The sequence below is a fragment of the Kitasatospora sp. NPDC059673 genome (assembly GCF_042734215.1).
In the GTDB taxonomy this organism is placed as follows: domain Bacteria; phylum Actinomycetota; class Actinomycetes; order Streptomycetales; family Streptomycetaceae; genus Kitasatospora.
Window position 1 is genome coordinate 94,460 of record NZ_JBHWEN010000024.1, and the last position, 15,600, is coordinate 110,059.

General features: G+C 72.1%; 15 protein-coding genes. 11 read left to right on the plus strand and 4 right to left on the minus strand.

From position 1 onward, the window contains the following. Positions 1 to 93 precede the first annotated feature (93 nt). Genes ACFV18_RS25585 through ACFV18_RS25600 form a run of 4 tightly spaced genes read left to right on the plus strand, consistent with a single transcriptional unit; the run spans position 94 to position 3,402 of the window. Positions 94 to 678 (plus strand): DUF5998 family protein, encoded by a 585-nt coding sequence (locus ACFV18_RS25585; protein ID WP_380486948.1) that lies wholly within the window; start codon positions 94 to 96, stop codon positions 676 to 678. Positions 679 to 685: 7 nt separating this feature from the next. Next, a complete protein-coding gene (locus ACFV18_RS25590) occupies positions 686 to 1,846 on the plus strand; it encodes an alkaline phosphatase family protein (RefSeq protein ID WP_380486950.1) in 1,161 nt (386 codons plus the stop codon). Positions 1,847 to 1,892: 46 nt separating this feature from the next. Then, entirely contained in the window at positions 1,893 to 2,540 is a 648-nt protein-coding gene (locus tag ACFV18_RS25595) for a thymidine kinase (RefSeq protein ID WP_380486952.1), read from the plus strand. A 37-nt stretch (positions 2,541 to 2,577) separates the two neighbouring features. Continuing rightward, on the plus strand, positions 2,578 to 3,402 hold the full coding sequence (locus ACFV18_RS25600) for a sulfurtransferase (RefSeq protein ID WP_380486954.1): 825 nt from the start codon (positions 2,578 to 2,580) through the stop codon (positions 3,400 to 3,402). A gap of 28 nt (positions 3,403 to 3,430) precedes the next feature. Here the strand turns inward: ACFV18_RS25600 and sepH are convergent, their stop codons facing one another. Next, positions 3,431 to 4,495, minus strand: coding sequence for a septation protein SepH (gene sepH / locus ACFV18_RS25605; protein ID WP_380486956.1), 1,065 nt, complete (start codon positions 4,493 to 4,495; stop codon positions 3,431 to 3,433). A 437-nt stretch (positions 4,496 to 4,932) separates the two neighbouring features. On the opposite strand from sepH, the gene ACFV18_RS25610 reads away from it, so the two are divergent. Further along, the gene (locus ACFV18_RS25610) at positions 4,933 to 5,769 is read left to right on the plus strand and encodes a hypothetical protein (protein ID WP_380486957.1); all 837 of its coding nucleotides are present in this window, start codon (positions 4,933 to 4,935) and stop codon (positions 5,767 to 5,769) included. A gap of 7 nt (positions 5,770 to 5,776) precedes the next feature. Here ACFV18_RS25610 and ACFV18_RS25615 read toward each other — a convergent pair whose 3' ends face one another. Continuing rightward, positions 5,777 to 7,078 carry a D-arabinono-1,4-lactone oxidase gene (locus ACFV18_RS25615; protein ID WP_380486959.1) on the minus strand — a complete coding sequence of 434 codons (1,302 nt, stop codon included), beginning with the start codon at positions 7,076 to 7,078 and terminating at the stop codon, positions 5,777 to 5,779. 148 nt (positions 7,079 to 7,226) lie between these two features. Beyond that, positions 7,227 to 8,474 (minus strand): MFS transporter, encoded by a 1,248-nt coding sequence (locus ACFV18_RS25620; RefSeq protein ID WP_380486961.1) that lies wholly within the window; start codon positions 8,472 to 8,474, stop codon positions 7,227 to 7,229. A gap of 184 nt (positions 8,475 to 8,658) precedes the next feature. On the opposite strand from ACFV18_RS25620, the gene ACFV18_RS25625 reads away from it, so the two are divergent. Beyond that, the gene (locus ACFV18_RS25625; RefSeq protein WP_380486963.1) at positions 8,659 to 9,795 is read left to right on the plus strand and encodes a ferrochelatase; all 1,137 of its coding nucleotides are present in this window, start codon (positions 8,659 to 8,661) and stop codon (positions 9,793 to 9,795) included. A gap of 5 nt (positions 9,796 to 9,800) precedes the next feature. Then, positions 9,801 to 10,601, plus strand: coding sequence for an inositol monophosphatase family protein (locus ACFV18_RS25630; RefSeq protein ID WP_380486985.1), 801 nt, complete (start codon positions 9,801 to 9,803; stop codon positions 10,599 to 10,601). Between the two features lie 75 nt (positions 10,602 to 10,676). On the opposite strand, the gene ACFV18_RS25635 is transcribed toward ACFV18_RS25630, so the two are convergent. Then, a complete protein-coding gene (locus ACFV18_RS25635; protein WP_380486965.1) occupies positions 10,677 to 10,862 on the minus strand; it encodes a hypothetical protein in 186 nt (61 codons plus the stop codon). A 466-nt stretch (positions 10,863 to 11,328) separates the two neighbouring features. Between ACFV18_RS25635 and ACFV18_RS25640 the strand changes: the two genes are divergently transcribed. From ACFV18_RS25640 to ACFV18_RS25655, 4 genes are all read left to right on the plus strand, one after another. Next, positions 11,329 to 11,982 (plus strand): response regulator transcription factor, encoded by a 654-nt coding sequence (locus tag ACFV18_RS25640; protein WP_099903185.1) that lies wholly within the window; start codon positions 11,329 to 11,331, stop codon positions 11,980 to 11,982. 45 nt (positions 11,983 to 12,027) lie between these two features. Further along, positions 12,028 to 13,332 carry a sensor histidine kinase gene (locus tag ACFV18_RS25645; RefSeq protein ID WP_380486967.1) on the plus strand — a complete coding sequence of 435 codons (1,305 nt, stop codon included), beginning with the start codon at positions 12,028 to 12,030 and terminating at the stop codon, positions 13,330 to 13,332. A 201-nt stretch (positions 13,333 to 13,533) separates the two neighbouring features. Next, positions 13,534 to 14,511: an acyl-ACP desaturase gene (locus ACFV18_RS25650; RefSeq protein ID WP_380486969.1), complete on the plus strand. Its 978-nt coding sequence runs from the start codon at positions 13,534 to 13,536 to the stop codon at positions 14,509 to 14,511. Between the two features lie 578 nt (positions 14,512 to 15,089). Beyond that, the gene (locus ACFV18_RS25655; protein ID WP_043909894.1) at positions 15,090 to 15,389 is read left to right on the plus strand and encodes a DUF4193 domain-containing protein; all 300 of its coding nucleotides are present in this window, start codon (positions 15,090 to 15,092) and stop codon (positions 15,387 to 15,389) included. The last annotated feature ends 211 nt before the right edge of the window (positions 15,390 to 15,600 follow it).

Consider the following 15,600-nt stretch of genomic DNA (forward strand, 5'->3'; position numbering starts at 1 on the left):
GGGCAACCCCCGGGCCGGACGGCAGGACGACGGGCCGGGCGACCCCGGCGCAGTGCCACCCGCCGGACCGGCGGGACATGCCAGGATGGAGATATGGCGAAGACCGGTACCACCACGCAGGACCTGCGGTCCGCGATCGAGCGCAGCGGTTACTACCCGGCGCTGGTCTCCGAGGCGGTGGAGTCCGCGGTGGGCCCCGAGCCGATCAGCTCGTACCTGGTGCACCAGGAGACCACCTTCGACGCGAACGAGGTCCGCCGACACGTCACCGTGCTGGTGCTCACCCCGTCCCGCTTCGTGGTCAGCCACACCGACGAGCAGAACGGCGACGCGGCCACGCCCGTTCCGTACGCCACCACCTCCACCGAGACGGTCCGGCTGGACCGGATCAACTCCGTGGTGATCAGCCGCATGGTCGCCAACCCGGAGACCTACACCCCCGGCACCCTGCCCCGCGAGGTCGTCCTCACCATCGGCTGGGGTGCCGTGCAGCGCCTCGACCTGGAGCCGGCCGGTTGCTCCGACCCCAACTGCGAGGCGGACCACGGCTACACCGGCTCCGCCACCGCCGACGACCTGTCGTTGCGGGTCAGCGAGGCCGGGGACGGCCCGGAGACGGTCGCCCAGGCGCTGGTGTTCGCCCGGGCACTGTCCGAGGCGACCGTGGGCAACGGCTGAGCCTGGCATGCATCACGGCTACGACTCGTTCGAACCGCTCGACCCCGCCGACGCCCCCGCCCCGCGCTACGGCTGCGCCGCCCTCTCCGACCTGCTGCCCACCCTGGCGGCGGGCCTCGGCGTGCCCGGCTACCGGCCCACGCTGCCGCTGGAGCCCGCCGACCGGGTGTGTGTCTTCCTGGTGGACGGCCTCGGCTGGGAGCTGATCCGCCGGCACCCCGACTGGGCGCCGTTCCTCACCTCGCTGATCGCCGCGGGCACGCCGATCACGGCCGGGTTCCCGTCCACCACCGCCACCTCGCTGGCCTCCGTCGGCACCGGCCTGCCGCCGGGGCAGCACGGACTGGCCGGGTACACGGTGGCGATCCCGGGCCGCGGGCAGCTGATGAACCAGCTGCGCTGGCAGCCGCCCGTGGACCCGCACGCCTGGCAGCCCTATCCGACCGTCTTCGAACAGGCGCACCTCGCGGGGGTGGCCACCGCGCAGGTCTCCTCCCCGCTGTTCGCCACCACCCCGCTCACCCAGGTCGCGCTCTCCGGCGGCACCTTCCTCGGCCGCACCACCGGCGAGGAACGGATGGACCGGGCCGCCGCCTGGCTGGCCGAACACGACCGCGCCCTGGTCTACACGTACCTGAGCGAACTCGACGCCGCCGGGCACCGCTTCGGCGTCGACTCCGACGAGTGGCGGCTCACCCTGTCCACCGTCGACCGGCTCGCCCGCCGCCTCGCCGAACAACTCCCGCCGCGCTCCGCCCTCTACATCACCGCCGACCACGGCATGATCGACGTCACCCCGGAGAACCGGATCGACTTCGACGAGGACTGGGAACTCTCGGCCGGCGTCGCCCTGCTCGGCGGCGAGGGCCGCGCCCGCCACGTGTACGCCCACCCCGGTGCGGCCGGCGACGTGCACGCCGTGTGGAGCGAGGTGCTCGGCGAGCAGATGTGGGTCGCCACCCGCGACCAGGCCATCGCCGCGGGCTGGTTCGGCCCCGAGGTGGACGAACGGGTCTACCACCGGATCGGCGACGTGGTCGCCGCCGCGCGCGACGACATCGCGATCATCGCCAGCCGCAACGAGCCCGGCGAGTCCCAGATGGTCGGCCTGCACGGCTCGATGACCCCCGTCGAACAACTCGTCCCGCTGCTCGAAGTCCGTGGCTGAGACCGGCCCGTCAACCACCCACGCCCGAAAGGCTGACGCTCCACCCATGGCTGAACTGGTGTTCTTCTCGGGCACGATGGACTGCGGCAAGTCAACGCTCGCCCTCCAGATGGACCACAACCACACCGCCCGCGGCCGGCAGGGCATCATCTTCACCCGCCACGACCGGGCCGGCGCCGCCACCATCTCCAGCCGCCTCGGCCTGCGCGCCGAAGCGGTCGAGGTCGGCGACGCGTTCGAGTTCCAGACGTACGTGGTCAACCTGCTCTCCGCCGGCGGCAAGGTCGACTACCTGATCTGCGACGAAGCGCAGTTCTTCTCCGCCGGACAGATCGACCAACTCGCCCGCATCGTGGACGAGTTGGGCATCGACGTGTTCACCTTCGGGATCACCACCGACTTCCGCACCAAGCTGTTCCCCGGCTCCCAGCGGCTGATCGAACTCGCCGACCGGGTCGAGGTCCTCCAGGTCGAGGCCCTCTGCTGGTGCGGCGCCCGCGCCACCCACAACGCCCGCACCGTCGGCGGCGTCATGGTGGTCGAGGGAGCCCAGGTCGTGGTCGGCGACGTCGCCGTCAACGAGGACGAGATCGGCTACGAGGTGCTCTGCCGGCGCCACCACCGCCGCCGCCTCACCGCGGCCACCGCCCGGGCCGCCGTGCTCTCCCCGGACGTTCTCCCGTTCGAAGGCTGACGCCCCGCCAGGTCGGTTGCCGCGCCACAATGGCAGCATGACCTCGCCGCTGATCACCGCCGCCGAACTCGCCGCCGCGCTCGACACCCCCCACCCGCCGGTACTGCTCGACATCCGCTGGCAGCTCGGCGGCCCGCCCGGCGCCGAGGAGTACGCCAAGGGCCACCTGCCGGGCGCGCACTACCTCGACCTCGACCACGACCTCGCCGACCCGCCCGGCACCGCCGGCCGCCACCCGCTGCCCGGCACCGACCGCCTCACGGCCGCGCTGCGCCGGGCGGGCGTCACCGCGGCGCGACCCGTGGTCGCCTACGACGCCGGCCCCTCGCTCTCCGCCGCCCGCGCCTGGTGGCTGCTCCGCTGGGCCGGCCACCCCGACGTCCGGGTCCTCGACGGCGGCCTCGCCGGGTGGCTTGCCGCCGGGCAGCCGGTCACCACCGAGACGCCGGCCGCCGCCGACGGCGACTTCACGGTCAACCCCGGCCACCTGCCCGCCGTCGGCGCCGCGCAGGCGGCCGAACTCGCCCGCACCGGACTGCTGCTGGACGCGAGGGCCGGTGAGCGCTACCGGGGCGAGACCGAGCCCATCGACCCCCGCGCCGGCCACATCCCCGGCGCGGCCTCCGCCCCCACGACAGAGAATCTCGCGCTGGACGGGCATTTCCTCCCCGCAGCGGATCTGGCTCGCCGATTCGCGGCCCTCGGCGTCACCGACCCCACCCGCACCGCCGTCTACTGCGGCTCCGGCGTCACGGCCGCGCACCAACTCCTCGCCCTGGAACTCGCGGGCCACAAGGGCGCTGCGCTGTACCCGGGCTCCTGGAGCGAGTGGTCTGCCGACCCGGCCAACCCGGTCGCTTAGGCCCCTGGTTTCGTGCCCTACCGCGTTCTTACTCCGGCTTCTTGCGGCGGGAGCCGAAGACGATCTCGTCCCAGCTCGGCACCGTCGCCCGTCGGCCGGGGCGGACGCCGTCCGCCTCGGCCTGGCGGTCCGTCGCGCCGACCATGCGGTCGCGGTGCGGGGAGACCGAGCGGGGCATCAGGATGTCCGCGTACGCGGAGCCCGCGCCGACGCTCGCCGCAGGCGCACTCGCGGGTTCGTCGATCTCCTCCGGCTCCTCGGTGACCGTGGACTCCACGCTCGGCCCGACCGGGGTCAGGTCGCCGCGGTAGGAGGGCACCACGTCCAACAGGCTGGTGAGCGAGTCCCGTTCGGGGGAGACCGCGGCGACTGCCTCGCGGTGCATGATGCGGTCGGCGGAGGGACGCTCGATCATCGGGCGGGCCGGGCGATCCTGGGGGAGCCGGGCGATCCGCGGGATGAACGGGAAGACCGAGTCCTCCTCGCGTTCGACGTTCTCGCCGATCAGCGCGCGGGCCTCGTCGTCGTTCGGCTGTACCAGCCGGCGCGGCGGGTCGTAGGACCAGGCGGCACGCCGGGTCTCGCCCTCGGCGCGGTAGACGAGGATGACTTCCCAGGTGCCGTCGTCGCGGCGCCAGGAATCCCAGCGTTCGGTGTCCTTCTCGGCACCGCGCAGCGCGAGCCGCTCGGCGACGGCTTCGCCGAGCTGGGGGCCGGTGGACTCGCCGTGGCGGCGGATCGCCGTCTTGCGGGCCCGCTCGGCCATGAAGGCGCGCTCGGCCAGCACCGGACCCTCGAAGCGGCGCACTCGCTCGACGGAGATGCCGGCGGCCTGCGCGACCTCCTCGGCGGAGGCACCGGCTCGTATCCGCGCCTGGATGTCCCGCGGGCGGAGGTGGCTCTCCACCTCGATCTCGATCTGGCCGAGCCGCGGCCGGTCACCCCGGACGGCGGCGCGCAGCCGCTCGTCGATCGGAAGGGTGTACTCCGTGCTGTCGGCAGCCTTGAGCACCAGCCGTGTGCCGTCGTTGCTGACGGCCACGACGCGCAGTTCGGGCACGGTTACCTCCCGGGTGGTGCCTGCCGACGTCACCTGCGTCGCTGCTCCCGTACTGAGTGTGGCCTGCCCGCTGGCGAGTGGCCACAACCTTGCAGAGTTACCCGGCGTGTCGGGCTTTCACCCGGGCGCGCCGCTGTGGCACGGTTGCCTGTTTGCCACGTCGACGGTCGACATCGCACCCGGGCGCCGGGCCATCGTCTGACGGAGTGTCGACAGGCGGGACCGAAGGCTCAGGCTCCACGAACAGTACTCCATTCGTGGCATCCACAGGGGCGGCTCGCCGCTCAAGTGTCCCGCGAATCATCGGAATCTCAAGAGTGGGCACCCCAATGGACGGCCGATGATCAACCGACGGTGATCATCTTCACATATATCGACCGGGAGCAACCGGATTTTCGACCCTTGTGTCCTTCTTTGGGCAAGATGGAGAGACTTGTTCGAAATTCCAACACGCCGACCGAGGGGGCTGGATGCCGCAGCAGAGGGAGCAGTTCGCGCACGGAGCGGCCCAGGGCGACCAGAAGCCCGAGCGCAAGCGGCTTGACCTGACGGTCGCTCAGGTCGCGGCGAGCGCGCTGGCGACGGTGGTCGGTGCGGTACTCGCCTCGGAACTCGGAGTGTACGGAACGATACTCGGAGCGGCCGTCGTCTCGGTGGGGGCGACGACCGGAAGCGCGGTCTTCCAGCACTTGTTCAAGCGCACCGGGGAACAACTGCGCAACGTGGTGGAACGCGGCACCGAATCCGCGCCGGCCGCGCATCCCCGGCCGGTCCCGGAGGGCGGAATCAGCCAGGACTGGAACGAGCCGCAGCTGGTACGGGCGAAACGCCGTTGGACCTGGAAGTCCTACACGGCGGTATCCGCACTGGTGTTCGTTATTGCGATGGTGCCGATCGTGTCGGTGGAACTCGCGGCCGGAAAACCGCTGCACGACATCACCACCGGCCAGGACGGCAGCGGCACTTCGTTCAACCCCCGCCCGTCCGGCAACAACGGCAACAGCAACGGCAACAGCGACAGCACCGACAGTGATGGCGGCAGTGGCAAGGGTGACCGGCCGCAGCCCGGCCCGACGCAGTCGCCGAGCGGCGAGCCGTCCCGGCCCGGGCCGAGCGACCTTCCCTCGTCCGGGAGTTCCGGCTCGCCCGCGCCCAGTACCTCGGCCCGGCCGTCCACCAAGCCCGAGCCCTCCGCCTCGCCGAGCGCTGGCGGCTCCCCGGCGCCCACCGGGGAAGCCTCGCCCGGCCCCGCCGGGGTCGGCGCCGCCGGGCAGGGCGCCTCGCCGGCCGCGGGGGCAGCGGGCTGACCGGCGGTCAGGCGCCGAGCACCCGGCGCAGGTAGTCGTTGGCGAACCGGCGTTCCGGGTCGACCTTGTCGCGCAGCGCGGTGAAGTCGCCGAAGTGCGGGTAGACGGACGAGAGGTACTCGGCGTCCCGGGTGTGCAGCTTGCCCCAGTGCGGGCGTCCCTGATGGGCTGTCATCAGCTTCTCGACCTCGGTGAAGTAGCCCAGTTCGCGGGTGCCCCGGTACAGGTGGACGGCGATGTACACGCTGTCCCGGCCGTTCGCGGTGGACAGCCACAGGTCGTCCGCCGGGGCCACCCGGACTTCGACGGGGAAGCTGATCTTCCAGTTCGAGCGCTCCACCAGGGCCTTCAGCTCGCGCAGCACGGTGGTGGCCGATTCGCGCGGCACCGCGTACTCCATCTCGATGAAGCGGACCTTGCGGGGGCTGGTGTAGACCTTGTACGCCTGGTCCGTGAAGCGGCGCTCCGACCAGGCGCGGCTGGCGATCTGGGCGATGGTCGGGATCGCGCCGGGGAAGGTCCGGCCCACCCGGCAGACGCCCTCCCAGACCGTGTTGGAGACGAAGTCGTCGTCCAGCCAGGCCTTGAACCCGGGCAGCGGCGCGGCGGGGCCCTGGCTGCGGTTGTTGCGCTTGGTCGAGCAGCGGTCGGTGTGCGGGAACCAGTAGAACTCGAAGTGCTCGTTGACGGCGGTCAGTTCGTCGAAGCGGTCGAGCACCTCGGCGAAGCCCATCGGCTGCTCGTGCGCGCTGAGCAGGAACATCGGCTCCACGGCGAAGGTCAGCGCGCTGATCACGCCCAGCGCGCCCAGGCCGAGGCGGGCGCCCTGGAAGAGTTCGGGGTTCTCGGTGGCCGAGCAGGTCTGCACCGAGCCGTCGGCGAGGACGATCTCCACCGCCCGGATCTGCGCCGCCAGCGAGCCGGAGTCCCGGCCGGTGCCGTGGGTGCCGGTGCTGGTGGCGCCGGCCACCGTCTGCACCTCGATGTCGCCCATGTTGGTCAGCGACAGGTCGGCCGCCGCCAGCAGCCGGTTCAGCTTGTGCAGCGGCAGGCCCGATTCGACGGTGACGGTGCCGGCCGCGCGGTCGATCCCGCGCACCGCGGTCAGCCGGTCCGGGCGCACCATCACGGCGTCGCCGGCGGCGGCGATCGCGGTGAACGAGTGGCCGGAGCCGACCGCCTTCACCGGGCGGTCGGCCTCGGCGGCCGTCTTGATCGCCGAGGCCAGTTCCTCGACCGAGCCCGGTGCCACCACCTGCGCGGGCCGCGCGCTCTGGTTTCCCGCCCAGTTCCGCCAGACCTCGGTCATCTCCAGAGCCCTCCCGCTCGCGTGTCCCGCCTGCCGGTTCTACCGGTGGGTAGGGGGGAGCGTAGTCACTGCCTCGGGCGCAGGTCCATGGCCCGAAGGGCCCAACATGAGGGCGGCTCACATCGTGGACGCCGGGGCCGGGCAGACCCTAGGGGGCGACGGCCTCCGGGACGGGCGCCTGATCGGCCGCGGCCAGCTGGTGGCGCAGCCGGGACATGCCGGCGTACGCGGCGAGCGCCCCGAAGCCCGCGGCGGCGACCGGCACCCAGTAGCCGTTGGCCGCGCCACTGGCGTCCACCACCAGGCCCGCCGCCGAGGAGCCGATCGCCACGCCCAGCGCCATGCCGGTGGTGGTCCAGGTCATGCCCTCGGTCAGCTGGGCGGCCGGGACCAGGCGCTCGACCAGCGCCATCGCGGTGATCAGGGTCGGCGAGATGGCCAGACCGGACAGGAACAGTGCGGTGCCGACGCCCACCAGCGCGGCGGTGCCGTGCATCAGCTGCGCGGCGAGGATCAGCGGCACCATGCCGGCGGCCATCACCGTCACCCCGACCAGGAAACGGCGGGCCATCGAGCCGGACAGCTTCAGGGTGCCGAACACCGCGCCCGCCAGGCAGGAGCCCAGCGCGTAGACGGCGAGCACCGGGCCGGAGGCGCCGGTGTGCTGCTGGGCCTTGGCGAAGGCGACGGTGACCACCTCGACCGAGCCGAACACAGCGCCGGTGGCGACCAGCGTCATCACCAGGATCTGCAGGCCCCGGTTGGCGATCACCGCGGGCCCGGCGTGCTGGGTGGCCGGATGCACCGGCGGCTCGGTGCGCCGCTGGCCGGTGAACAGCAGGATGCCGACCACCAGGAAGATCCCGGCCAGCAGCACGCCGGACTCGGGGAACACCGTGGTGGCCAGCGAGACCGCGAGGATCGGGCCGACGATGAAACAGAGCTCGTCCGCGACCGCCTCGAAGGAGTACGCGGTGTGCAGCTTCGGCGGCTCGTCCCGGTACAGGTGGGCCCAGCGGGCGCGGACCATCGACCCGGTGCTGGGCATCACGCCCATGCCCGCCGCGAACACGAACAGCGTCCAGTCCGGCAGGCCGGTCCGGGCGCCGAGCAGCAGGCCGGCCGCCGCCAGTACCGAGGCCAGGGCGGCGGGCAGTGCGATCCGGCGCTGACCGTGCCGGTCGACCAGCCGGGAGATCCACGGGCCGAGGACCGCCGCGGAGACCGCGAGGGTGGCGGACAGCGCGCTGCCGAGCCAGAAGGTGCCCTTCATCTCGGCGAGCATGGTGACGGTGCCGATCCCGGTCATCGAGATCGGCAGGCGGGCGATCAGCCCGGAAGCGGAGAAGGCCAGAGCGCCGGGGGCGGCGAATATCTGGCGGTAGCTGGACAGCACGGGATGGCTCCGTCGGACGGGGTGCGGCACGGGGGCAGGGCGGTCGGGATATAGGCGTAAGGCACAACTATCGCCCACACAGCTTACGAACCGTGATCCATCGTCCGCACCCCGGATAATTCGGACACCCCGCCATTGGAAGGCGCGCACCGGGCGCACCGCGGCGAGTGGCAGGATCGGAGCCATGCCCGACACGCGCACCCTCACCGACCCCGCGCCGTACGACGCGCTGCTGCTGCTGTCCTTCGGCGGGCCGGAGGGCCCCGAGGACGTGGTGCCCTTCCTGGAGAACGTCACCCGGGGACGCGGCATCCCGAAGGAGCGGCTGACCGAGGTCGGCAAGCACTACTTCCTGTTCGGCGGCGTCAGCCCGATCAACGAGCAGAACCGCGAGCTGCTGGCCGCGCTCCGCAAGGACTTCGCCGACCACGGCCTCGACCTGCCGGTCTACTGGGGCAACCGGAACTGGGCCCCGTACCTGGTGGACACCCTGCGGGAGATCGCCGACGCCGGGCACCAGCGGGTGCTGGTGCTCGCCACCAGCGCCTACGCGGGCTTCTCGGGCTGCCGGCAGTACCGGGAGAACCTGGCCGACGCGCTCGTCCAGCTGGCCGCCGAGGACCGGCCCGAGCTGACCGTCGACAAGCTGCGGCACTTCTACAACCACCCCGGATTCGTCCGCCCGATGATCGACGCCACCCTCGCCGCACTTGCCCAACTCCCGGACGGCACACGGGAGAACGCCCGGCTGGCATTCACCACGCACTCGATCCCGACCGCCATGGCGGAGACCTCCGGCGCCCCCGACGACCCGGCCCGAGGCACCCCGGGCGGCGCCTACGTCGCCCAGCACCTGGACGTCGCCCGGCTGATCGCCGACGCGGTCGCCGAGCACACCGGCACCACCGACCGGCCCTGGGAGCTGGTCTACCAGAGCCGTAGCGGTGCCCCGCACATCCCGTGGCTGGAGCCGGACATCTGCGACCACCTGGCGGCCCAGCACGCCGACGGCGCCGCGGCCGTGGTGATGGTGCCGATCGGCTTCGTCTCCGACCACATGGAGGTCAAGTACGACCTGGACACCGAGGCGGTGGCGAAGGCCGCCGAGCTCGGCCTGCCGGTCGCCCGGGCCGCCACCGTCGGCGCCGACCCGCGGTTCGCCGCCGCCGTGCGCGAACTCGTCCTGGAACGGGCCGCCGCGCAGCGCGGCGAGCCGGTCACCCGCTGCGCGCTGGGCGCCCTCGGCCCCAGCCACGACGTGTGCGCCGTCGCCTGCTGCCCCAACCCGCGCGCCCCCCGCCCCGCTGCCGCCCAAGCCTGAAGGATCTGATCGTGGAACTGCTGGACGACCTGCTCGCCACCGCCGTCGAGGCCGCCACCCGGGCCGGTGAGCTGCTGCGCGACGGCCGACCCGAGGACCTCGGGGTGGCCGCCACCAAGAGCAGCCCGGTGGACGTGGTGACCGAGATGGACCTGGCCTCCGAGAAGCTGGTGCTGGAGCTGATCTCGGCCCGCCGCCCCGACGACGGCTACCTCGGCGAGGAGGGCGCCGACCGCCCCGGCACCAGCGGCGTGCGCTGGGTGGTCGATCCGCTCGACGGCACCGTCAACTACCTCTACGGGTTGCCGTCCTGGGCGGTCAGCGTGGCCGCCGAGCTGAACGGCGAAGCGGTGGTCGGCGTGGTGTCCGTGCCCGCCCGGGGCGAGCTGTTCCAGGCGGTGCGCGGCCGCGGCGCCCAGCTGAACGGCAGGCCGCTCCAGGTCCGCCCGGCCCCGGTCTGGGGCCAGGCACTGGTGGCGACCGGCTTCGGGTACCTGCGCGAGCGCCGGGTGCACCAGGCCGAGGTGCTGCACGCGCTGATGGGCGAGGTCCGCGACATCCGCCGGGCCGGCGCGGCCGCCGTTGACCTGTGCGACCTCGCCGCCGGCCGCTTCGACGGCTACTTCGAGCGCGGCCTGGCCCCCTGGGACCGGGCGGCCGGCGTGCTGATCGCCCAGGAGGCCGGCGCGCTCACCGGCTCCCGCCCCGGCCTGCCCGCGGACGGCGAACTCACCGTGGCCGCCCCGCCCGGCGTGTTCGAGCCGCTGCAGGCCCGGCTGGAGGAACTCGGCGCCTGGCACGACTGAGCACCGCCGACGGACAGCGAAAGGCCCTGGCTCGGGAAACCGTGCCAGGGCTCGCTGGTGCGTTGAAGGAGGGGATCAGGCGGCGGAGCGGTGCGATCCGAGCATCGGGTCGACGCCGTGTTCGGCGGCGAGACGCTGGAGGTCTTCCAGCTCGGACTGCTCGACCTCGGCCAGGAACTCGTCCCCGGACTCGATCGCGCGGTGCAGATCCTGCTCGGCGTTCTTGATCCGCTGAAGGATTCCGGCGGTGAAGGCGTCCATACGGGCCCCCTTTTCCTGTGTCGGACGGGCACGGTCCGAGACACCCCCCGGCACGGAATCGGATGAACCCCGGACGGACACCACGACCGGTGCAGGATCCGGTCGGGTGCTCGGGCGACGCTTGAGTCGCGACCCGGTGGCTCTCGATCCACGGCCGGTGCGGATGGGGCACTCGGCGGGTGGTGGCCGTGAAAAGCCGCCACGGGGCGGCATCACGGTGTGCACGTGTCCTCCCCACCCGGGGCCCCGGGAAACCTCAACTTGCCGGAAAGTTGCCCGAGTCACAGTCCAACCGGCACCCGGAGCCTCCGTTTTCGCCGTCGGCGCACCGGACTTACGACTGCTTTACCGCGCGACCAGGCAGGATGGAGGCACCGTCGGATCCATCTGTCCGGATCCGCGCCCGGCGCACCACGGCCCGCACGGGCAGCACGGCCTGGGCCGCTCCGGGAGAAGGGAAACCACCGTGCGGGTACTCGTCGTCGAGGACGAGCAGCTGCTCGCCGAGGCCGTCGCCACCGGTCTGCGCCGGGAGGCCATGGCGGTCGACGTCGTCTACGACGGGGAGGCCGCGCTGCAGCGGATCGCCGTGAACGACTACGACGTGGTGGTGCTCGACCGGGACCTCCCGCTGGTGCACGGCGACGACGTCTGCCGCCGGATCGTCGAGCAGGGCCTGGCCACCCGGGTGATTATGCTGACCGCCTCCGGCGACATCAGCGACCGGGTCGAGGGCCTGGAGATCGGCGCCGACGACTACCTCCCGAAGCCGTTCGCGTTCAGCGAGCTGGTCGCCCGCGTCCGCGCCCTGGGCCGGCGCGCAACCGTCCCGCTGCCGCCCGTGCTGGAGCGCGCCGGGATCAGCCTGGACCCGGGCCGCCGCGAGGTGATCCGGGACGGAAAGCCGGTGCAGCTCGCTCCCAAGGAGTTCGCCGTGCTGGAGGTCCTGATGCGGGCCGGCGGCGCCGTGGTCTCCGCCGAGCAGCTGCTCGAAAAGGCCTGGGACGAGCACACCGACCCGTTCACCAACGTGGTCCGGGTCACCGTGATGACCCTGCGCCGCAAGCTCGGCGACCCGCCGGTGATCGTCACCGTCCCCGGCTCCGGCTACCGGGTCTGACCCGTCCCGCCGTAAACCCACTGTCGTCTGAGAGGACTTCCGGCCATGACCACCCCGCCACCCCCCGGCGGGGCCCCCGGCGTGCCCACCCCGGGCCCGGGCCAGGTGCCCCCGCGTCCGAACCACCCCCCGCGCCCGCCCGGCCCGCGCCGCGACGACGACGCCTACCGCCCCGGCGACGGCCTGTTCGCCTGGCTGTCGCTGCGGCCCACCATCCGCATCCGGCTCACCCTGCTGTACGGCGGGATGTTCCTGATGGCCGGCGTGGTGCTGCTGCTGCTGATGTACTACTTCGTCCGCTCGGCCTTCCAGGTCGACCTGGTGCCGCACTTCACCCTCGGCCAGGGCGTCACCCTGCGGGCCTATGACGGCACCAACCTGACCAACCAGGGCGACCTCGACCGGTGGCTGGCGAACTTCCAGGCCACCCGCAGCAGCGAGGCGCTCTCCACCCTGCTGCGCAAGGCGCTCACCGCGCTGGTCTGCCTGGCCGTGATCGCCTTCGCGGTCGGCTACACGGTGGCCGGCCGGGTGCTGCACCCGCTCGGCCGGATCACCCGCACCGCCCGCGAGGTGGCCGGCTCCGACCTGCACCGCCGGATCAACCTGGACGGCCCGGACGACGAGCTCAAGGAACTCGCCGACACCTTCGACGAGATGCTGGAACGCCTCGACCGCGCCTTCGACTCCCAGCACCGGTTCGTCGCCAACGCCTCGCACGAGCTGCGCACCCCGCTGGCGATCAACCGCACCCTGCTGGAGGTGCAGCTCTCCGACCCGAACACCTCGCCCGACCTGCAACAGCTCGGCAAGACCCTGCTGGCCACCAACGAGCGCAGCGAACAGCTGGTGGAGGGCCTGCTGCTGCTGGCCCGCAGCGAGAACGAGCTGACCGAGCGCCGCCCGGTCGACCTCGCCGAGGTCGCCCAACGCGCCCTGGAACAGATCCGCCCGGAGGCCGGCAACCGCGAGGTCGAGCTGCGCCCCGAACTGGCCGCCGCGCCCGCCCACGGCAACGGTGTGCTGCTGGAGCGGATCGCGCTCAACCTGCTGCAGAACGCCGTCCGCTACAACAGCCCCGGCGGCTGGGTCGAGATCACCACCACCACGGTCCGCGGCGGAGGCGGAGAGCTGGTGGTGAGCAACACCGGCCCGGTGGTCCCCGGCTACGAGCTGGACCACATCTTCGAGCCGTTCCGGCGGCTGAAGAACACCGACCGCACCCGCAGTGACAAGGGCGTCGGCCTCGGCCTGTCGATCGTCCGCTCCGTGGTGCGCGCCCATGGAGGCACCCTGGAGGCCACTGCCCGCCCCGGAGGAGGCCTGCGCATCCAGGTCCGTATCCCTTAGCCGCCGGACCGCCCTCCGGGCCACCTGCGCCCGTCCGTGGCGCTTCCCGCTGCCGGACGGCCCCAGCCGCCCCTGCTCAGCCTCTGTCGGAACGACATAAGTGCTGGACAGGGGCGGCTTGTCATTTGCGGCCGGAAGAACTTACGGTGTCGTAACCTACGCAGCCGTAGGTCCGCCCGCACATCCGCAGGAGCAACCGCCGTGACCATCGCCCCCGTGCAGCGCATCGCAACGACCGCCTGGACCGACGCCAGGCTGATCCTCGCGCTCGAAGAGGTCGTGGAGACCGAGCTCAACCGCCACCTCAAGGCGGCCAAGGAGTGGATGCCGCACGAGTACGTGCCGTGGAGCCAGGGGCGGGACTTCGACGGCGTGCTCGGCGGCGAGGCCTGGTCCCTCGACCAGTCCAAGGTCACCCCGCTGGCCCGGATCTCGCTGGTGGTCAACCTGCTGACCGAGGACAACCTCCCCAGCTACCACCACGAGATCGCCACCATGTTCGGCCGCGAGGGCGCCTGGGGCACCTGGGTGCACCGCTGGACCGCCGAGGAGGGCCGGCACGGCATAGCGATCCGCGACTACCTGCTGGCCACCCGCGCCGTCGACCCGGTCGAGCTGGAGCGGGCCCGGATGGCACACATGTCGGCCGGCTTCGAGTCCGACAACGCGCACAGCATGCTGCAGTCCGTCGCCTACGTCGCCTTCCAGGAACTGGCCACCCGGATCGCCCACCGCAACACCGGCCACCACTCCGGCGACCCGCTCTGCGACCAGCTGCTGGCCAAGATCGCCAACGACGAGAACCTGCACATGGTCTTCTACCGGAACCTGCTCAAGGCCGCCCTGGAGATCGCCCCCGACCAGGCCATGCGCGCCATCGCCGACGTGGTGCTGAACTTCCGGATGCCCGGCCACGGCATGCCCGGCTTCGAGCGCTCCGCCGCCCAGATCGCCATCGGCGGCATCTACAACCTGCGGATCCACCACGACGACGTGCTGCAGCCCGTGCTGCGCCACCTGAAGGTCATGGAGTTCACCGGCCTCGGCCCGGCCGGCCGGCAGGCCCAGGAGGAGCTCGGCGCCTTCCTGGAGGGCCTGGACGCCCAGGCCACCCGCTTCGACGAGCGCCAGGCCGCGCTGCTCGCCCGCCGCGCCGCCGCGGCCGCCGCCCGCGGCTGAGCACGGCCCGCCGCGCCGAGTCGGGCGTGGCCGCCGTACAGAGCTGAATGCGGTCACCGCGCGGGGCCGGGAGCGGAACGCCTCTGTTCGATTCCGGTCGGTATGCGGACAATCCGACCGCGCACAGCTGAGCCAAAAGGCCCGTTTTTGCGGGAAACGCCCGCACTCGCGCCAGATGTGACGAACATCACACTCCGCCGGGTGGCCCATGCGCGCCACCCGGCCGAGTGATCACCCGTTCGGATGGGTCGATTGCGTTGAGTCACTGCACCGGGGGGTCGCGGGCAACTCAACCATTGGTCAAGAACCTTTCCTGCCCGCCGAGTTGCCGCCCCCGGCGCCGATCGGCCACCACGCACCGTGACGACCGCTGACTCGCGCCCCTGGCCCGTTCACTCGCACGGTGGACCTCGTTCGAACTCTGTTCGATCATCCCAACGGGCCTCGGGTCGGGTGTCGATTGAGTAACAGGGCTTGAAGTAAGGCACAATCTCGGCCTCGGGTCGGGCACAAGACCGGCCCCCCAGGCGTTACGTGCGCTGGAGATACCGCACACACCCAAAGGGGGAGAGCGAAACATGGCAACGGACTACGACACCCCACGCAAGACCGATGACGACCTCAACGAGGACAGCATCGAGGAACTGAAGGCCCGCCGGAACGAGAAGGCCTCCGGCTCCGTCGACGTCGACGAATACGACGCCAACGAGGGCCTGGAGCTCCCCGGTGCCGACCTCTCCAACGAGGAGCTGTCGGTCCGCGTGCTGCCCCGGCAGGCCGACGAGTTCACCTGCATGAGCTGCTTCCTGGTGCACCACCGGAGCCAGCTCTACAGCGAGAAGAACGGCCAGCCGATCTGCCGGGACTGCGGCGCCTGAAAACGGAGCGGCACTGGCCCGGGCGGGCGGCACCCCTCCGCCGGCCCGGTACGCCGCCCCGTCCGGCCTTGAGCAGCGAGGCCGGAGGCAGAAGCAGCGACCGTCCCGAGCGGTCGCACCCGGCAGAGCGCGAACCGCGCGCCTGCACCCGCAGTGCACGCAGACAGACCGAAAGGGACGGCCCCGGAGTGTGGGGCCGTCCCTTTCGGTC